This window comes from Microbacterium plantarum (assembly GCF_035231185.1).
GTDB lineage: Bacteria > Actinomycetota > Actinomycetes > Actinomycetales > Microbacteriaceae > Microbacterium > Microbacterium plantarum.
Genome location: NZ_CP141117.1, coordinates 222,955 through 237,374, shown reverse-complemented (window position 1 = coordinate 237,374; position 14,420 = coordinate 222,955). Strand labels below are relative to the sequence as shown.

General features: G+C 69.8%; 15 protein-coding genes. 5 read left to right on the top strand and 10 right to left on the bottom strand.

The annotated features are described in order from the left end of the window. Nucleotides 1–37: 37 nt before the first annotated feature. The 3 genes from VC184_RS01185 to VC184_RS01175 all read right to left on the bottom strand — a co-directional run bounded on the left by VC184_RS01185 (nucleotide 38) and on the right by VC184_RS01175 (nucleotide 3,808). Entirely contained in the window at nucleotides 38–1,237 is a 1,200-nt protein-coding gene (locus VC184_RS01185) for a glycoside hydrolase family 3 N-terminal domain-containing protein (RefSeq protein WP_323987046.1), read from the bottom strand. Nucleotides 1,238–1,255: 18 nt separating this feature from the next. Then, nucleotides 1,256–1,462 (bottom strand): YbdD/YjiX family protein, encoded by a 207-nt coding sequence (locus VC184_RS01180; RefSeq protein WP_274178151.1) that lies wholly within the window; start codon nucleotides 1,460–1,462, stop codon nucleotides 1,256–1,258. A gap of 90 nt (nucleotides 1,463–1,552) precedes the next feature. Further along, nucleotides 1,553–3,808: a carbon starvation CstA family protein gene (locus tag VC184_RS01175; protein ID WP_323987045.1), complete on the bottom strand. Its 2,256-nt coding sequence runs from the start codon at nucleotides 3,806–3,808 to the stop codon at nucleotides 1,553–1,555. Here VC184_RS01175 and VC184_RS01170 point away from each other — a divergent pair. Together VC184_RS01170 and VC184_RS01165 are read left to right on the top strand one after the other, a co-directional pair. Continuing rightward, on the top strand, nucleotides 3,796–4,278 hold the full coding sequence (locus VC184_RS01170) for a GNAT family N-acetyltransferase (RefSeq protein ID WP_323987044.1): 483 nt from the start codon (nucleotides 3,796–3,798) through the stop codon (nucleotides 4,276–4,278). The two genes, VC184_RS01175 and VC184_RS01170, sit on opposite strands and share 13 nt — an antisense overlap. Continuing rightward, a complete protein-coding gene (locus VC184_RS01165; RefSeq protein WP_323987043.1) occupies nucleotides 4,275–5,288 on the top strand; it encodes a pirin family protein in 1,014 nt (337 codons plus the stop codon). Before VC184_RS01170 ends, VC184_RS01165 begins: the two co-directional genes overlap by 4 nt. A gap of 43 nt (nucleotides 5,289–5,331) precedes the next feature. Here the strand turns inward: VC184_RS01165 and VC184_RS01160 are convergent, their stop codons facing one another. From VC184_RS01160 to VC184_RS01145, 4 genes are all read right to left on the bottom strand, one after another. Further along, entirely contained in the window at nucleotides 5,332–5,559 is a 228-nt protein-coding gene (locus tag VC184_RS01160; RefSeq protein WP_323987042.1) for a hypothetical protein, read from the bottom strand. A 75-nt stretch (nucleotides 5,560–5,634) separates the two neighbouring features. Next, nucleotides 5,635–6,153 carry an RNA polymerase sigma factor gene (locus VC184_RS01155; RefSeq protein ID WP_323987041.1) on the bottom strand — a complete coding sequence of 173 codons (519 nt, stop codon included), beginning with the start codon at nucleotides 6,151–6,153 and terminating at the stop codon, nucleotides 5,635–5,637. After that, nucleotides 6,150–6,680, bottom strand: a complete 531-nt coding sequence (locus VC184_RS01150; RefSeq protein WP_323987040.1) for a hypothetical protein — start codon at nucleotides 6,678–6,680, stop codon at nucleotides 6,150–6,152. The genes VC184_RS01155 and VC184_RS01150 overlap by 4 nt, the downstream gene beginning before the upstream one ends. Before the next feature lie 112 nt (nucleotides 6,681–6,792). Next, the gene (locus VC184_RS01145) at nucleotides 6,793–7,755 is read right to left on the bottom strand and encodes an NAD-dependent epimerase/dehydratase family protein (RefSeq protein ID WP_323987039.1); all 963 of its coding nucleotides are present in this window, start codon (nucleotides 7,753–7,755) and stop codon (nucleotides 6,793–6,795) included. Nucleotides 7,756–7,860: 105 nt separating this feature from the next. Here VC184_RS01145 and VC184_RS01140 point away from each other — a divergent pair, with 105 nt between their 5' ends. Continuing rightward, nucleotides 7,861–8,229, top strand: a complete 369-nt coding sequence (locus VC184_RS01140) for a nuclear transport factor 2 family protein (protein ID WP_323987038.1) — start codon at nucleotides 7,861–7,863, stop codon at nucleotides 8,227–8,229. A 108-nt stretch (nucleotides 8,230–8,337) separates the two neighbouring features. Next, nucleotides 8,338–8,769 (top strand): hypothetical protein, encoded by a 432-nt coding sequence (locus VC184_RS01135; RefSeq protein ID WP_114588957.1) that lies wholly within the window; start codon nucleotides 8,338–8,340, stop codon nucleotides 8,767–8,769. A 272-nt stretch (nucleotides 8,770–9,041) separates the two neighbouring features. Here VC184_RS01135 and VC184_RS01130 read toward each other — a convergent pair whose 3' ends face one another. Further along, a complete protein-coding gene (locus VC184_RS01130; protein ID WP_323987037.1) occupies nucleotides 9,042–9,569 on the bottom strand; it encodes a GNAT family N-acetyltransferase in 528 nt (175 codons plus the stop codon). 32 nt (nucleotides 9,570–9,601) lie between these two features. Next, nucleotides 9,602–9,931, bottom strand: a complete 330-nt coding sequence (locus VC184_RS01125) for a winged helix-turn-helix transcriptional regulator (protein ID WP_114588955.1) — start codon at nucleotides 9,929–9,931, stop codon at nucleotides 9,602–9,604. Nucleotides 9,932–10,003: 72 nt separating this feature from the next. Between VC184_RS01125 and VC184_RS01120 the strand changes: the two genes are divergently transcribed. Next, nucleotides 10,004–10,651, top strand: coding sequence for an FMN-dependent NADH-azoreductase (locus VC184_RS01120; RefSeq protein ID WP_274178142.1), 648 nt, complete (start codon nucleotides 10,004–10,006; stop codon nucleotides 10,649–10,651). Nucleotides 10,652–10,724: 73 nt separating this feature from the next. Here the strand turns inward: VC184_RS01120 and VC184_RS01115 are convergent, their stop codons facing one another. Continuing rightward, entirely contained in the window at nucleotides 10,725–14,336 is a 3,612-nt protein-coding gene (locus VC184_RS01115) for a S8 family serine peptidase (RefSeq protein WP_323987035.1), read from the bottom strand. Nucleotides 14,337–14,420: the final 84 nt, after the last annotated feature.

The window sequence follows — 14,420 nt, the reverse complement described above, 5'->3', positions numbered from 1 at the left end:
TCGACCTGCGGCCCACGGCCGTTGCGTCGCACGCCGATCACCCGGCCGTGCCGGCATCCTTCGCCTCGAGCACCCGGCCGCACGACTCGTCGACTCGCGCGGCGAACGCCGGATCGGACTGCGCCCGGGCGAGCACCGCGTCGTACATCGCGGGGAGCACCGTCGGATCGGCCGACGCCAGCACGATGTCGACCCCGGCCGACAGCGCCTCGACGGCCCGATCGCCGGGGGCGACGATCTCCGCTGCCGCCGCGGCCGAGAGGTCATCGGTGATCACGACGCCGTCGAAACCGACGCGATCGCGCAGCAGGTCGAGCACCGCCGGAGAGAACGCGGCCGGGTGATCCGGATCGATGTGCTGATACCGCGCCGTGCCGACCATGACGAGCGACGGACCGGATGCCGTGAGCTCGCGGTACACGTCGACATCCGGCGAGTCCGCCGAGACCACGCTGTCGAGCACTTCGGCGGTGTAGTCGGTGTTGGCATCCACCCGGCCGAGCCCGGGGAAGTGCTTGAACGTCGGCAGCACGCCCGATGCGCGCATTCCGTCTGCGAATGCGCCGGCGCCCGCGGCGACGGCCTGCTCGTCGTAGCCGTACTGCCGCCCGAGCGCGCCGATGGGCGGGTTGTTCAAGCGGGTCTCGGCGCTCGTGACGATGTCGGCCACGGGGGCGAGATTGACGTCGATGCCCGCGGCGGCCAGCTGCCCGCCCCAGGCGGTGGCGGCCGTGCGGAGCGCGTCGCGGCCGAGGTCGGCCTGCCGGATGGCGTAGGGGATCTCGTCGAACCCGGGTCCGCTCAGCACCTGCACCTCGCCGCCCTCCTGGTCGGTCGCGACCCAGAGCTTCGGTGATCCGTCGATGGCGAGGTCGCGGAACTGCGCGACGAGGGCCGCCGTGGCCTCGACGCCCGAGCTCGAGCGGCCGTGGAGGAAGAGGCCGCCCACGCCGCGGTCGCGGATCGCGGCTGCGGCATCCGGCGAGACCGTGTCGACCGGCGTGCCCACCATGAGCATCTGACCGACGCACCCTTCGAGCCCGAGGGCCGCGGCGGGGTCGGGGGAGGCTGTGGGAGTCGGGGGTGCCGGAGCCGTCGCGGTCGGGCTCGGGGCGGACGTCGTCGGGTCGGCCGGTGCGGGCTCGGGGGCGCAGCCGACGGCGAGCGCCAGCACCCCGACCAGGGCGGCGGCGAACGCGGAACGGGCGGCGCGCGAGGAGGAGGGAGTGCGGGTCACCCCTCCATGGTCACCCGGTCAACAGCAGCGCGCACCCGGGTTGCGGTCCTGGTCGTCCATGCGCTGGCGCCAGAACTGCCGCTCGGTGAGGGGCGGGGTGTCCGGGTGCGTCCGGCGCTGGTGGGCGAGGTACGTCGCGTACGCGTTGTCACCCATGAGCGAGGTGACGTACCAGTGCAGCGCACGCGCGGCGCGGAGGACGGCCCGACCGGCGCGCGCGCACAACTCCTTCGATCCGGGGCGCGGCGGCGCGGAAACAGCGGTTCGCGGCCCGCGAGGCCCCGATTCTGAGGAGTTGTGCGCGAGCGCCATCGGTCAGTGCCCCCGGCGAGCGGTCTCAGCCCGCTCCTCGGCGAGGAGCGGCTCCCACTCCTTCTCGAGCTCGCGCTCGGGGGCGGTGGGGATGAGTCCGGCGGGCGCGAAGCGGCGAGACGGGACGGCGGGGTCTTCGGTGTCATCTCCCCCGCCGCGCACGATGGCTCGCACCGCGACGATCACGGCCGAGACGATCACGATGATCGCGAGGACGACGAAGATGATCGACAGCGTGCCCTGCACCCCCGTGTTGCGGATGACCGCCTCCACCGTCGCAACCGGCCCCAGGCTCGCGTCTCCCGAGGCGAGGGCATCGCGGTAGCGGAAGTGGTTCGCCCAATAGCCGATCGCCGGCACCGGCGAGAAGATCTTGTACGCCGAGGCCGTGATCGTCACGACCGCGGTGAAGGCCAGCGGGACGGCGATGATCCAGATCCACTTCACGTACGAGCGCCCGCGCTTCGCGACGATCGCGAGGACGACGGCGAGCGCGATCGCCGCGAGCAGCTGGTTGGCGATGCCGAACAGCGGGAAGAAGGTGTTGATGCCGCCGAGCGGGTCGGTGACGCCGAGGATCAGGATGGCGCCCCACCCGGCGACCATAATGGCCGTGGTGATCCAGACACCCGGACGCCACGACACGTCGCGGAATCTCGGGATCCAGGCGCCGATGGAGTCCTGCAGCATGAAGCGGGCGACGCGGGTTCCGGCATCCACCGCCGTCAGGATGAACAGCGCCTCGAACATGATCGCGAAGTGGTACCAGAACGACATCATCGCCTGGCCGCCGAGGGCCTGCTGCATGATGTGCGCGAGCCCGAGCGCGAGAGTCGGCGCGCCGCCGGTGCGCGAGACGATCGACTCCTCGCCGACGTCGGCCGCCGTCGAGATCAGCAGGTCGGGCGTGATCTCGACCCCGGTGAGACCGAGCGAGTTGACGAAGGCGACCGCGCCTTCGACGGTGCCGCCGGTCGCGGCCGAAGGAGCGTTCATGGCGAAGTAGATGCCCTGGTCGATCGAGATCGCGGCGACGAGCGCCATGATCGCGACGAACGACTCCATGAGCATGCCGCCGTAGCCGATGAAGCGCGTCTGGCGCTCCTTCTCGACGAGCTTCGGCGTCGTCCCCGAGGCGATGAGCGCGTGGAATCCCGAGAGCGCGCCACAGGCGATCGTGACGAACAGGAACGGGAAGAGCGGGCCGGCGAACACCGGACCCAGTCCGTTCTCACCGAAGATGGTGACCGCCGGCACCGAGATCTCGGGGCGGACGAGCACGATCGCCCCGGCGAGCATGACGATGACGCCGATCTTCATGAACGTCGAGAGGTAGTCGCGCGGAGCGAGCAACAGCCACACCGGCAGCACCGCGGCGATGAAGCCGTAGATGATGATGCCCCACGCGATGACCGTGCGGTCGAGGTGGAAGATCTCCTGCCCCCAGGCGGTGTCGGCGACCCATCCGCCCGCGATGATCGCGCCCATCAGCAGCACGAACCCGATGATCGACACCTCGGTGACCTTGCCGGGCCGGAGGTAGCGCAGGTAGACGCCCATGAAGAGCGCGATCGGGATCGTCATCGACACCGAGAAGACGCCCCACGGGCTCTCGCCGAGCGCGTTCACCACGACGAGCGCGAGGATCGCGACGATGATCAGCATGATGAGCAGGGATGCCACGATCGCGGCGGTCCCGCCGATGCGCCCGAGCTCCTGACGGGCCATCTGCCCGATCGTCCGGCCGCCCCGGCGCATCGAGAAGAAGAGCACGGTGTAGTCCTGCACGGCGCCCGCGACGACGACCCCGACGATGATCCAGATCGTCCCGGGGAGGAATCCCATCTGCGCCGCGAGCACCGGGCCGACGAGCGGACCGGCGCCGGCGATGGCCGCGAAGTGGTGGCCGTAGAGCACGCGGCGGTCGGTCGGCACGTAGTCCTTGCCGTCCTGCTTGACCTCGGCGGGCGTCGCACGCCGGTCGTCGGGCCGCAGCAGGTAGCGCTCGATCACCTTCGAGTAGAAGCGGTAGCCGATGAGGTACGTGCAGACGGCGGCGAAGACGAACCAGATCGCGTTCACCGTCTCGCCGCGGACGACGGCGAGCATGACCCATGCGAGCCCGCCGAGCAGCGCGATCGCGATCCAGATCACGACCTTGAGCGGTGTCCACCGGGCGGCGGCGCGGTGCTGCTCGTCGGAGACGGCGACTGGCGGCAGTTTCGGATCGGTGACGATCCCGGACGATGATCGAGACATCGGTTCTCCTGGGGGAAGGCGCTTCATTGCGTTTTCCCAGCTTAGGCGGACGCACCCCGGCGATTCCGGTGTTCGGTCGTAATGGTCTCGACCGGCCTTACCGTGGAGGTGATCGAGAGGAGATCACCATGACCGACGAGACCCCCACCGTGATCCGCAACGACGAGCAGGACCGCTACGATCTCCACGTCGGAGACGTGGCCGCCGGTTTCGCCGCCTTCCGGCGTGACGACGAGGGGCGCCTGGTGTTCGATCACACCGAGGTCGATAAGGCCTTCGGCGGGCGCGGCCTCGGCAAAGCGCTGGCCGCCGATGCGCTCGCCGACGTCGCGCGCCGTGGCGAGACCGTCGTTCCCGAGTGCCCGTTCATCGTGAAGTTCCTTCGTGAGAACGAGGTTCCCGGCCTGAAGATCGAGTGGCGCGACGAGGATGCCGCCGACGCCGCTGCCCCGGCGGAACCGTCGGCGTGACCCGCTTCGACGCCGAGACGGCGCCCGTCGACGAAGACCCGGGGACGGGTTCCCCCGGTCCCCGACGGGCGCTGCTCGAGGCGCGGGAGGTGCCGCTCGGCGGCGTGCGGGCTATGTCGGTATACCGCTTTCTGCCACAGCGCGATCTGCCGCTCGTCGGCGCGTGGTGCTTCCTCGACCGCTTCGGCCCGCAGCGCACGCGGATGCGGGTTGAGCCGCATCCGCACATCGGACTGCAGACCGTCACCTGGCCACTCGCCGGCGAGGTGCACCACCGTGACACGCTCGGCAGCGATGTCGTCATCGAGCGCGGCGCACTGAACATCATGACCAGCGGTGCCGGCATCGCCCACTCCGAGTATTCAGTCGGCGACGAGCCCGTCCCCCTCGACGCGCTGCAGCTGTGGGTTGCCCTCCCCGAGGAGCGCCGCCACGGCTCCCCCGACTTCGAGCGTCACGTCGACCTGCCCGAGCTCGACCTCGGTGGCGGGGCCACGGCGACGGTCGTCGTCGGCGAACTCGCCGGACGCGTCTCGCCCGCGACGATGCACACGCCGATCGTCGGCGCCGAGCTGCGGCTGCCCGCCGGGTCGGTCGTCGACCTACCCCTCGAGACCGCGTGGGAATACGCCGTCGTACCGGTCTTCGGATCGGTCCGGGTCGACGGCACGGATGCGGCGGCCGAGGCCGAGGCAGACGCGGATGCTGGGGCGCAGGGTGCCGTCGCACCCGGCGCCCTGCTCTACCTCGGTGACGGTCGTCGTGGCATCCGCCTGACCGCCGGCGAGGAGGAGGCGACGGTGTTCCTCCTGGGCGGCGAGCCGTTCGGCGATGAGATCGTCATGTGGTGGAACTTCGTCGGCCGCAGCCACGACGAGATCGAGGTCGCGCGCGAGGAGTGGGAAGCGGCATCCGATCGATTCGGTCACGTCGCCGGCCACGGCGACGAGCGCATCCCCGCGCCGCCGCTGCCGCACGTGCGGCTGACGCCCCGCCGCCGGCGGCTCTGACCCATCCGCTGATGGATGTGCCGGCTGGTTCAGGTCGCGCGGGTCAGGTATCGCGGTCGGTGGCGTCATAGTCCTCCGATGCTCGGAGGGCTTCATCGGCGAGGGCCCGCTTGCTCGCTTGCCAGAACCAGATGGCGAGAGGAGCCGCGAGCGCCAGGGCCGCTAGGCCGGGGACCCACAGGCCAGCCATCAAGAACTTCGCCGCGACGAGCATGAGCCCGATGGCGAGCATGCTGACGCAGCTGCGAATGATGAGTGCCCCCGTCTTCATGCTCGGACTGTAGCGGTCTCGGTTTTCGCGATGGGCTATCGAAGCGGTTGTCCGCCTTCCACCAGACGCGGCCCGTCAGACGCGTTCGGTGTGCAGGAGCGTCTGCAGCATCGACCTCGCCCTCGCGTGTCGGCTGCGCACCGTGGCGGCGTTCATTCCCAGGTGCCGCGCGGCCTCCACCAGCGTGAATCCATCCCAGTAGACGAGGCGGATGATCTCCTGATCGACCACCTGGAGCTTGGTGAGCGCGGCGCGCACATCGGCGGCATGATCCTGTTCCTCGACCGGCGCCAACTCTGCGAGGTGTCGTGCGAGCTTGTTCGTGAGCGCATGCCGACGCGCATGTGACCGCCAGCCTTGAGAGAGAACGCGGCGAGCGATACCGAACATCCACATCCGCGCCTCGACGGCATCGGAGGGAACCGACCGCGCCTTGCGCCACACAACGACGAGGGTTTCACCCAACAGGTCTGCGGCATCTTCGCGATCGGGCACACGCCGGACGAAGTAGTCGAGGAGTGCACCGGCGTGATCCTTCACGAGCTGGGCGACGCGCTGGTCGTTCGTCGGGGCGGGCTCAGATGCGCCCGTCAATGCAGCTGTCCCGTGCAGTCGGTGTCGGTGCCGACACCACCGTCGCCGGGCAGGATGTGAACGTCGGCCCCGGCGAAGATCACATCCTGAGCCGCCCCGAAGAACGGCGCGAAGTCACCGGCCGCGTCGCGCTTGAGAGCCTCCTCGTAGATCTTCTGGCCGACACCATCCCAGTTCTGAGCCGCGATGTACTCGACGGCCTTCGTGTTGGTCTCGACGTGGTCGAGTTCGCCGTTGAAGAGCCCGATCGAGCAAGAGATCTTACGACCGGTGTCGGTGACGTATGAGACGGGGATCTCGAAGTCTGGGATCATTCGCGGGTCGGTGCCGGCTGTAGACGCGAGCGCGATTCCCGGCAAGGCGAGCACCGGCACAGCGACCCACGACAGCCGGCGGACACGCCGCCGACGCGCGGCATGAATGCGCGCTGCGATCCCGACGCGTTCTACTTCAGCTGCGACCATTCCGTCCGTTGATACGCGGCGCGGGGCACTTGCCCGCAACAGGTCATCAATCGATGTGTCCATGGATTCCTCCTCGGTGCTCACCACGTACATGGCCGGACCTCGGTCGAACGTTGCACGGCAGAGAGAAGTCGTCGCCGACAGCTTCGGCCGCGCGCCAGGAGAAGTGAATGGTCTAGCGGACCGCGGCGAGGACCTCCTGCTCCTCGTCCGTCGTCAGCCCGGAGCGCCGGGCCCGGTCGAGGCCGCGCGAAATCTCGTCCGTGAGCACACGGGTCAGGGTGTCTGCGAGCGGTCGCGACCGACCTCCTGTAGCAACGAAGGCACTTCCATCTCGCTGAGCGAAGCCCACGGCCTCGATCGGCAGCCACAACGGGAGAGACCGGGGGCCGGCCCAATAGTGCACGTCGAGAGCGAGGAGCTCTCCGTCGTCAACCGTGATGAGTTCGCCGTCGAACCCGGCGACCGACCGCGCGGCACGAAAGAAGTCATGCATCGTGTGGGCCTCACCGACGGCGTTGACGACGCCGGTGATCCCGGCCGCACCCGCGCTGACGATCCAGTCCGCGAGGTCCTCGACGTCGATGAACTGGACGAATCGCTGGCTCATCGTCGGAGCGAGCACGTCGCCACCGAGGTGCAGCCGAGCCGGCCAGTAGCCGAGGCGGTCGCTCGGATCACCCGGACCCGCGATCAAACCGGGCCGGGCGATGAGCAGGCGATCACCGAGCGCTGCCGCGGAGGCCCGTTCGGCGGCCGCTTTCGCGTCGGGATAGTCGGCGAGGTTCTGCGGTTCGACCAGCTGCGCCGTTTCGTCGGCGCCCGGCGTGCTGTTGTCCGCGTATACCGACACGGTCGAGACGAGAGTCCAGTGCGCCGCTCGGGCGGCGAGCGCCTTCAGAGCGGACGCGACGAGCTGCGGCTCGGAGGCGAGCTCGACAACGTCATCCCATTCACCCCCGAGACCCTCGTAAGCCCCGGCGAGCGATCGGTCGGCGCGCACGAGCTGCACACCATCCGGCGCCGATCCGGACTCGCCGCGCGCCAGGCAGACCACCTCGGCTCCGCTGTCGCGCGCCTGTCGCGCGATCTCGCGCCCCAGCCATCCGGTTCCGCCCAGCACCAGAGTCCGTCTCATGCCCGCCAGTCAACAGGCACCGGCCGGCGCGAAGGGGTCACCTTCGCTATGGGCGCAAACTGCGCCCGGGTGCCCGCGGGCGAAGCGCGGTTGTTGAATGGTCGGATGAGCGCTCTCACCGACTACATCGCAGCCTGGAAGACCAATGACACCGAGCGGATCGTCGAGACCGTCACGGAGGATGTCGTGATCACCGAGAGCTTCGGTCCGGTGTACTACGGCCGGGAGCGCGTGCGGGAGTGGTGCGAGAAGTGGAACGAGGAGGGGTCGCGCGTTCTCGACTGGACGATCACGAACGAAGCCCAGGCCGGAGATCTGCTCGTGGCGGAGTGGCGGTTCGAGTACCACCAGGACGGTGAGGCCCGGACGCTCCTGGGGGCGACGATCGCGGCCCAGCGCGACGGCAAGATCGCGCAGCTTCGCGAGTACGCCGTCACCGCCGATCTCTACACCTGGGAAGGCGAGTGGAGATAGTCGCCAGCCTCACAGCCGGGCGCGGGGCACGACGTCATCCGCGAGGCTGATGCGTGGTCATCCAACCGAGCGACGACGCAGACCGCAGGGGTCCGTAGCGTCGGTCTCATGACGAAGCCCCGCCTTCCCCGCGACCTCCCACCCGGCGCCGCCGCGCTCGGCATGGCAGCCATCCTGCTGACGCTGTCCGGTTGCGCCGCCGTCGACAACGTCGCCTACGGGCGCGCCGAGAGCACTTACGCGACAGCGAAGGAGTTCGCGCAGGCACGCGGCGAGGCTCCCGCGTGGCTGCCCGCCGACGCACGCGAACTCACGCGCGTCGTCTCGACCCGAGCTGAAGCCGAGTCGATCGTGTTCTCGAGCGAGACCGGCCTTGCGGCGGACTGCGCCGAGGTCGAGCGCCTCTCGGCCCCCACCATGGAGATCACGTCCGGGCCCGATGTCTACGCGATCGACCGCGTCGCGGTCTGCGGCGAGTGGGCGGTGGCGGAAAGCGACGGTACCTACTACGCCTGGACTCCGGCCAAGGAGGCCGAGTAGCCCTGATCGACGGGACGGATGCCGGATGCATCACGACCCGCTCAGACGACGCGACCCGCTGGATCGAGCACTTTTTACCTGCCCGCGTCCGTACAGGGGCAGGGCATCGGAAGCGCTGTCCTGCAGTCGGTGATCATCGAACCGCACGACGGACCGACGCGCCTGAACGTCCTGCAGGGCAGCGCCGCACGGCGCTTGTACCAGCGGCATGGCTTCGCCCTCGACAGCGAGGACGCCGTCGACGTATGGCTGACCTGCGACCCTCGGCCTGATCAGAGTGCCGGCCCGGCAGGCACGGCGTACTTGAACCCGACGTGCGAATCGACGAAGCCGAGCCTGCGGTAGAAGCGGTGCGCGTCGACGCGCGCGGCATCCGATGTCAGCTGCACGAGAGAGGCGCCGAGCTCGACCGCCGCGGCATCCACCACCCACCGCATGAGCGCCGTGCCGATGCCGGATGAGCGTTCGGTGCTCGCGACGCGCACGGCCTCGACGAGGAGACGGGTGCTCCCCCGCCGCGCCATCCCGGGGATCAGGGTCAGTTGCATGGTCGCCGTGACTCGACCGGCCTCGTCGACGGCGACCAGCAGCTCGTTCGCGGGGTTCGCGACGATCCGCTCCAGAGCATCTGCGTACGCACCGCGGTCCTCGTCGCGGGCGGCGTCACCACGCCCCGCGCTGATCGGGTCATCCGACAGCAACCGCACGATCGCATCGAGATCATCGGGCGTCGCGCGACGGATGACGACATCTGCCGAGCGGGAGCGGACGGATGCCGGGAGGTTCAGGCCTTCGATCACGGTTCTACTCTCCGGCCGGCTCCGGCACGCGCTCAGCGCCGCGTGAGGTTGCCGTCGGCCCACTCGCCGAGCTGACTCAGGATCGGCACCAGGCGCGACCCGGCATCCGTCAGTGCGTAGGTGACCGCGACCGGCGGTCCCGCCTCGACCCGCCGGACGACCAGCCCGACGTCGGAGAGCTCGGTGAGCCGGTCGGAGAGAACCGCATCGCTGATGCCGGCGACGGCCCGACGCAGACCGACGAACGAGAGCTCGCCCTGTCCGAGCACGTCGACGATCATGCCGTTCCACCGCTTGCCGAGCACCGAGAACGCGTGCGACACCGCGGCGTCGCACTGTCGCGCGTCGTGGGGCTCGGTCATGCCTCCATCGTACGTGTGCTAGCGTTCCCGAAGCCGCTTTGTTTTTCATAGTTCCTCTGATCGGAGAAGCGCATGACTCTCTTCCGTCTGGATGCCAGCATCCTGCCCGCCACCTCGGCCAGCCGTGAGCTGGGCGACCTCGTCGAGGCCGAGTGGCTCGCCGCCCACCCCTCGAGTGATGTCGTGCGCCGCGACATCGCCGCCGACCCGGTTCCGGCGACCGCTTGGCGGGATGCCGTGACCGCCGGGTTCACGCCCGCCGAGCAGCAGACCGCTGGTCAGCGCGACGCAGTCGCCCTGCGCGAGCAGCTGGCCGACGAGCTGATCGCAGCCGACGCCCTGCTCTTCACCGTGCCGCTCTACAACTACGGCGTCTCACAGCACGTGAAGACGTGGTTCGACCTGGCGTACACCGACCCGCGGATCGACCCCCAGGGAACGGCGTTGCGCGGCAAGCCCGCAACGCTCGTCACGGTGCTGGGCGGCAACTACGAGCCCGGCAGCCCCAAAGAGGGCTGGGACCACTCCACCGGGTGGCTTCGGCGCGTCTTCGAGGACGTCTGGGGGCTCGACCTCACGGTCGTCCACCGCCCCTTCACGCTCGTCGGCGTGAACCCCGCACTCGATGCCTTCACCGAGGCTGCAGCCGAGCTTCGCGCGACGGCCGAGCGGGATGCCGTCACGGCCGGCCGCACGCTCGCGGCATCCCGCACCGCCTGAAACATGACGACGGGGCGCCCGGACCGAAGTCCGCGCGCCCCGCGCGTCCGCGCCGCAGCGCGTCAGCCGGTCATCACCACAGCACGAGGAAGCCGCTGAGTCCCAGCGATCCCTCGACCGTGTCACTGCCGTTGTAGGTGGCGACGACGACCTTCAGCCCGCGCGACTGCCGGGGCAGTTCGACACGCGCCGTGCCGTCGACGACATCCGCGCTGTACCGGGTCGAGTTCACCCAGATGTCGACGGTGCCCGTCGCGGGGGCGCCGCCGGTCGGCGTCACCTTCACCGAGACCACGTAGGGCTGCGAGGCCGTTCCGACGTAACGGTTGAGCGAAACGCTCGTCGCCGAGGCGAACTTCACGAACACCTCGTTCGACACCGCGGTTCCGACCTGGGGGTTGCCCTCCGCCGTCGCGGTGACCCGCACCGACAGGGCGGTGCCCACATCGGCGCGCGTCACTTTGTACGACGCCGAGGTAGCACCCTCGATGGGCTCACCACCGCGAAGCCACTGGTACGCGACGCTGACCTCGGCGGGATCCCACTCACCGGCGGTCGCCTTCAGCGTGCCGCCGACCTTCGCCGAACCCGACACCTCGGGAGCGACGACCGCGACCGGCGCACCCTGACCCGACTCGACCTCGACGATCGTCCGGATCGAGGAGTCGCCGTAGCGAACGACGCCGAGGTACGACGTCTCGGGCTCGAGGCCCGCCCACGACAGGGTGTAGGTCGCCTTCTCGCCCTGCACCGTCGGCAGCGGATCGGGGGTGGCGGTGAACTCGCCGCCCGATGCCCCCGCTGCGACGACCGCAGTGGTGAGGTCGTAGGTGAAGGGCTCGCTGAACGAGTACCGGTTGACCTTGACCAGGTAGGTGCCCGCGGTGGGTGCGGTGAGCGAGACGGCCTCGTTGGCGGATGCCGTCGCCGACGACCACTGCTCGTAGTAGCGCAGGTCGTCGGGGCTGACCACGCGGTACACGGTCATGTCGAGGTCGGTCGTCTCGGTCGCTTCGGTCTCGACGGCGAAGCGCGCGTACTCCGTGCCCTCCGGGACGTCGACGATCTCGTAGGTGTTGAAGCCGGCCTCACCCTCGTCGTAGAACGAGTCCTGGTCACCGGAGTGTCCGGGCACCTCGGGGAAGTCCGGGTTCACGCGCAGCTCCTGCGGCACGAGGCCCGAAAGACCGAGGTCGATCTCACCCGTCAGCGACGGCGCCACCGTGACGTCGACCGAGCCGGTGGTACCGGTGCCCGACACGGACTCCGGGGCATCGACCGGCACCGGGAACACCGCGATCGGCGAGCGCACGTCGTTCGCCCCGCCCGTCCAGGTGAGGAAGCCGGTGGCCCACTCGCCCATCGGAGCGTCGACGCGCGACAGGGTGATCTCGACCGTCGCCGACTCACCCGCCCCGAGCGTCACGGACGACGGCGAGACCTGCACGTCGACACCGGGAACGGATGCCTGCGCCTCGTACGTCCCGGCCTCGGTCGCCGTGATCGTACGGGTCACCGTCTGCGGCGCGCCGAGCGCACCGACGCCGATGGACGGCAGGTTGAGGTCGCTCGGGTCGATGGGGTCGACGCCGAAGTCGCGCAGCCCCAGACCCTGCAGGTACGCGGCCCAGTCGGCCGGACCGTTCAGGTAGAGGAGCCCCGGCTCGAAGTACTTCGTCGGGTCGGTGTGACCGGCACCCTGCGTGAACGGGTCGGTGACGGCGTCGCCGGCGGCATCCACGGTGTTGTACGCGGTCGTCATCATCGCCGACTTCACCTCGGCGGGCGTCCCCTGCGGGTGCTCGCCGAGGTACAGCGCGGCGAGCCCGGCGACGTGGGGCGACGACATCGAGGTGCCCGAGAGGATGCCGAAGGTCGGGTCCTCGTCGATGCCGTTCTCGGTGGCCGCGAGGATCGCGACACCGGGAGCGGTGATGTCGGGCTTGATGACGTCGCTGCCATCGGCGAGCATCGGTCCGCGGCTCGAGAAGCCCGCGACCTGCGGGACCGGGGTCTCGGTGCCCGTGACGTTCTCGCCGATGAGGGTGACGACGCGGTCGGTGCCGCCCTGGACGTACTCGAGCACGGCCGGCCGGGCGGTGTCGGAGACGTGCACCGTGGGAACCGAGTGGAAGTCGTTGTCGAGCGAGGCGGGCGTGACGTTGGTCAGGATCATGCCGATGCCGCCGGCCTCTTCGACCGCCTGAGACTTCTCGACACGAGCGTTCGATCCGCGGTCGCAGACGACGATCTTGCCGGTGACCTTGGCCGGATCGAGCGAGCCGAGCAGGCAGAGCTCGGGCGTCGCAGCACCGGCCAGGCCGGCGTCGCCCGCGAAGACCGACGGGCCCGAGATCGTGTCGCCGAATCCGACCGACACCGACGCGCCGGGGAACTGCGCGGCAGACGTGTCGCCCTCCTCGCCGAGCCGGACGGTGCCCTCCCAGGTCGGGATCGTGGATGCCGCGACCGTGGCGTACCACGGCGACGCGTGGTCGGCCGTAACCGGGTCGGGGCCGGAGTTGCCGGCGCTCGTCGCGACGAAGACACCGGCCGCAGCCGCGTTGAAGAACGAGATGTCTTCCGGCGCGAGCACGGTCGTGGCCGAGCCGCCGCCGATCGAGTAGTTGATGACGTCGACGCCGTCGGCGACGGCCTGGTCGATCGCGGCCAGCAGGTCGCTCAGCGCGCAGATGTCGTCAGTCGTGACGAGCGGGTCGGGCCCGACGTAGCAGGCCTTGTACGACGCGACCTTGGCAGCCGGTGCGACGCCGGAGATCGAGCCGAAGTCGACTCCCTCGACGGACGCCTCGACGCCGTTATTGCCCGCCGCCGTGCTCGCGGTGTGCGAGCCGTGGCCGTCGCCGTCGCGGGGCGACAGGTGGTCGTCTGCGAACGAGAACCCGTTCGCCGCGGCGCCGTCGCTGAAGTAGTGGGCTGCAATGAGCTTGGTGTTCAGGAGCGACGGGTCCCAGGCATCCTTCGTGCCGGCGCCCTGATCGACGACCGTGCTGCGGAACTCGCCGCCGTCGGCCTTCGTGAACACGACCTCGTCGCCGTCGCGGTAGGGCTGGTCGCCCGCCGAGGCGCCGAGCGCGTCGCCGGCGAACGCGGGGTTCTCGGGCGCGATGCCGGTGTCGACGACGCCGACGACGACGCCTTCGCCCGCCGCATCGATGCCGCCGACCTTCTCCCAGACACCACCGGCGCCCTCGAGCCCGAGGAACTCGGTCGAGGGCACGGCGTCGACGTGACGGATCTCGTCGGGGAAGACGCCGAGCACGCCCTTCTTGGCGGCGAGCTTGCCCGCCTGGTCGGCGCTCAGCTGGGCCGCGAACCCGTTGAGGGTGGTCTGGTAGGTCGCGTCGGGAGTCGCGCCGACCTCGCTCGCGACCTCTTCTTGACGCTGCTCGAGGAAGCCGGAGTAGTCGGTGACGGCGCGGGACTGGGCGTCGAGACGCTCGCCCTCGTCGGGCTTGGTCGGCGCGAGGCCGGCCTCGCCGCCCTCGTAGGTCGCGACAGGAGCCTCATCGAGCAGGACGATGTAGCGCCCGCTCTCGCTCTCGATCGGAACCGGGATGTTCACCCCCTCTCCCGTTGCAGCAAAGGATGCCGTTGCGGCAGAGCTCGTGAACAGTGCAGCCAGGGATACAGCCGCGACTGTTCGCAGGGTGGTGCGAACCATGTGCGCTCCAGTGGGGGGATGGATGAGCAGTCCGCGCGGCGTCGGCGGCGCGCGGTGAAGTCAACCTAGCTCACAGTTCCGACA

Bases quoted from the DNA above. Each gene is read 5' to 3' on its own strand.
- VC184_RS01170 (WP_323987044.1), top strand. From the start codon at position 3,796: ATGATCGAGACATCGGTTCTCCTGGGGGAAGGCGCTTCATTGCGTTTT.
- VC184_RS01175 (WP_323987045.1), bottom strand. From the start codon at position 3,808: ATGTCTCGATCATCGTCCGGGATCGTCACCGATCCGAAACTGCCGCCA.
- VC184_RS01160 (WP_323987042.1), bottom strand. From the start codon at position 5,559: ATGAAGACGGGGGCACTCATCATTCGCAGCTGCGTCAGCATGCTCGCC.
- VC184_RS01150 (WP_323987040.1), bottom strand. From the start codon at position 6,680: ATGGACACATCGATTGATGACCTGTTGCGGGCAAGTGCCCCGCGCCGC.
- VC184_RS01145 (WP_323987039.1), bottom strand. From the start codon at position 7,755: ATGAGACGGACTCTGGTGCTGGGCGGAACCGGATGGCTGGGGCGCGAG.
- VC184_RS01140 (WP_323987038.1), top strand. From the start codon at position 7,861: ATGAGCGCTCTCACCGACTACATCGCAGCCTGGAAGACCAATGACACC.
- VC184_RS01135 (WP_114588957.1), top strand. From the start codon at position 8,338: ATGACGAAGCCCCGCCTTCCCCGCGACCTCCCACCCGGCGCCGCCGCG.
- VC184_RS01125 (WP_114588955.1), bottom strand. From the start codon at position 9,931: ATGACCGAGCCCCACGACGCGCGACAGTGCGACGCCGCGGTGTCGCAC.
- VC184_RS01120 (WP_274178142.1), top strand. From the start codon at position 10,004: ATGACTCTCTTCCGTCTGGATGCCAGCATCCTGCCCGCCACCTCGGCC.
- VC184_RS01115 (WP_323987035.1), bottom strand. From the start codon at position 14,336: ATGGTTCGCACCACCCTGCGAACAGTCGCGGCTGTATCCCTGGCTGCA.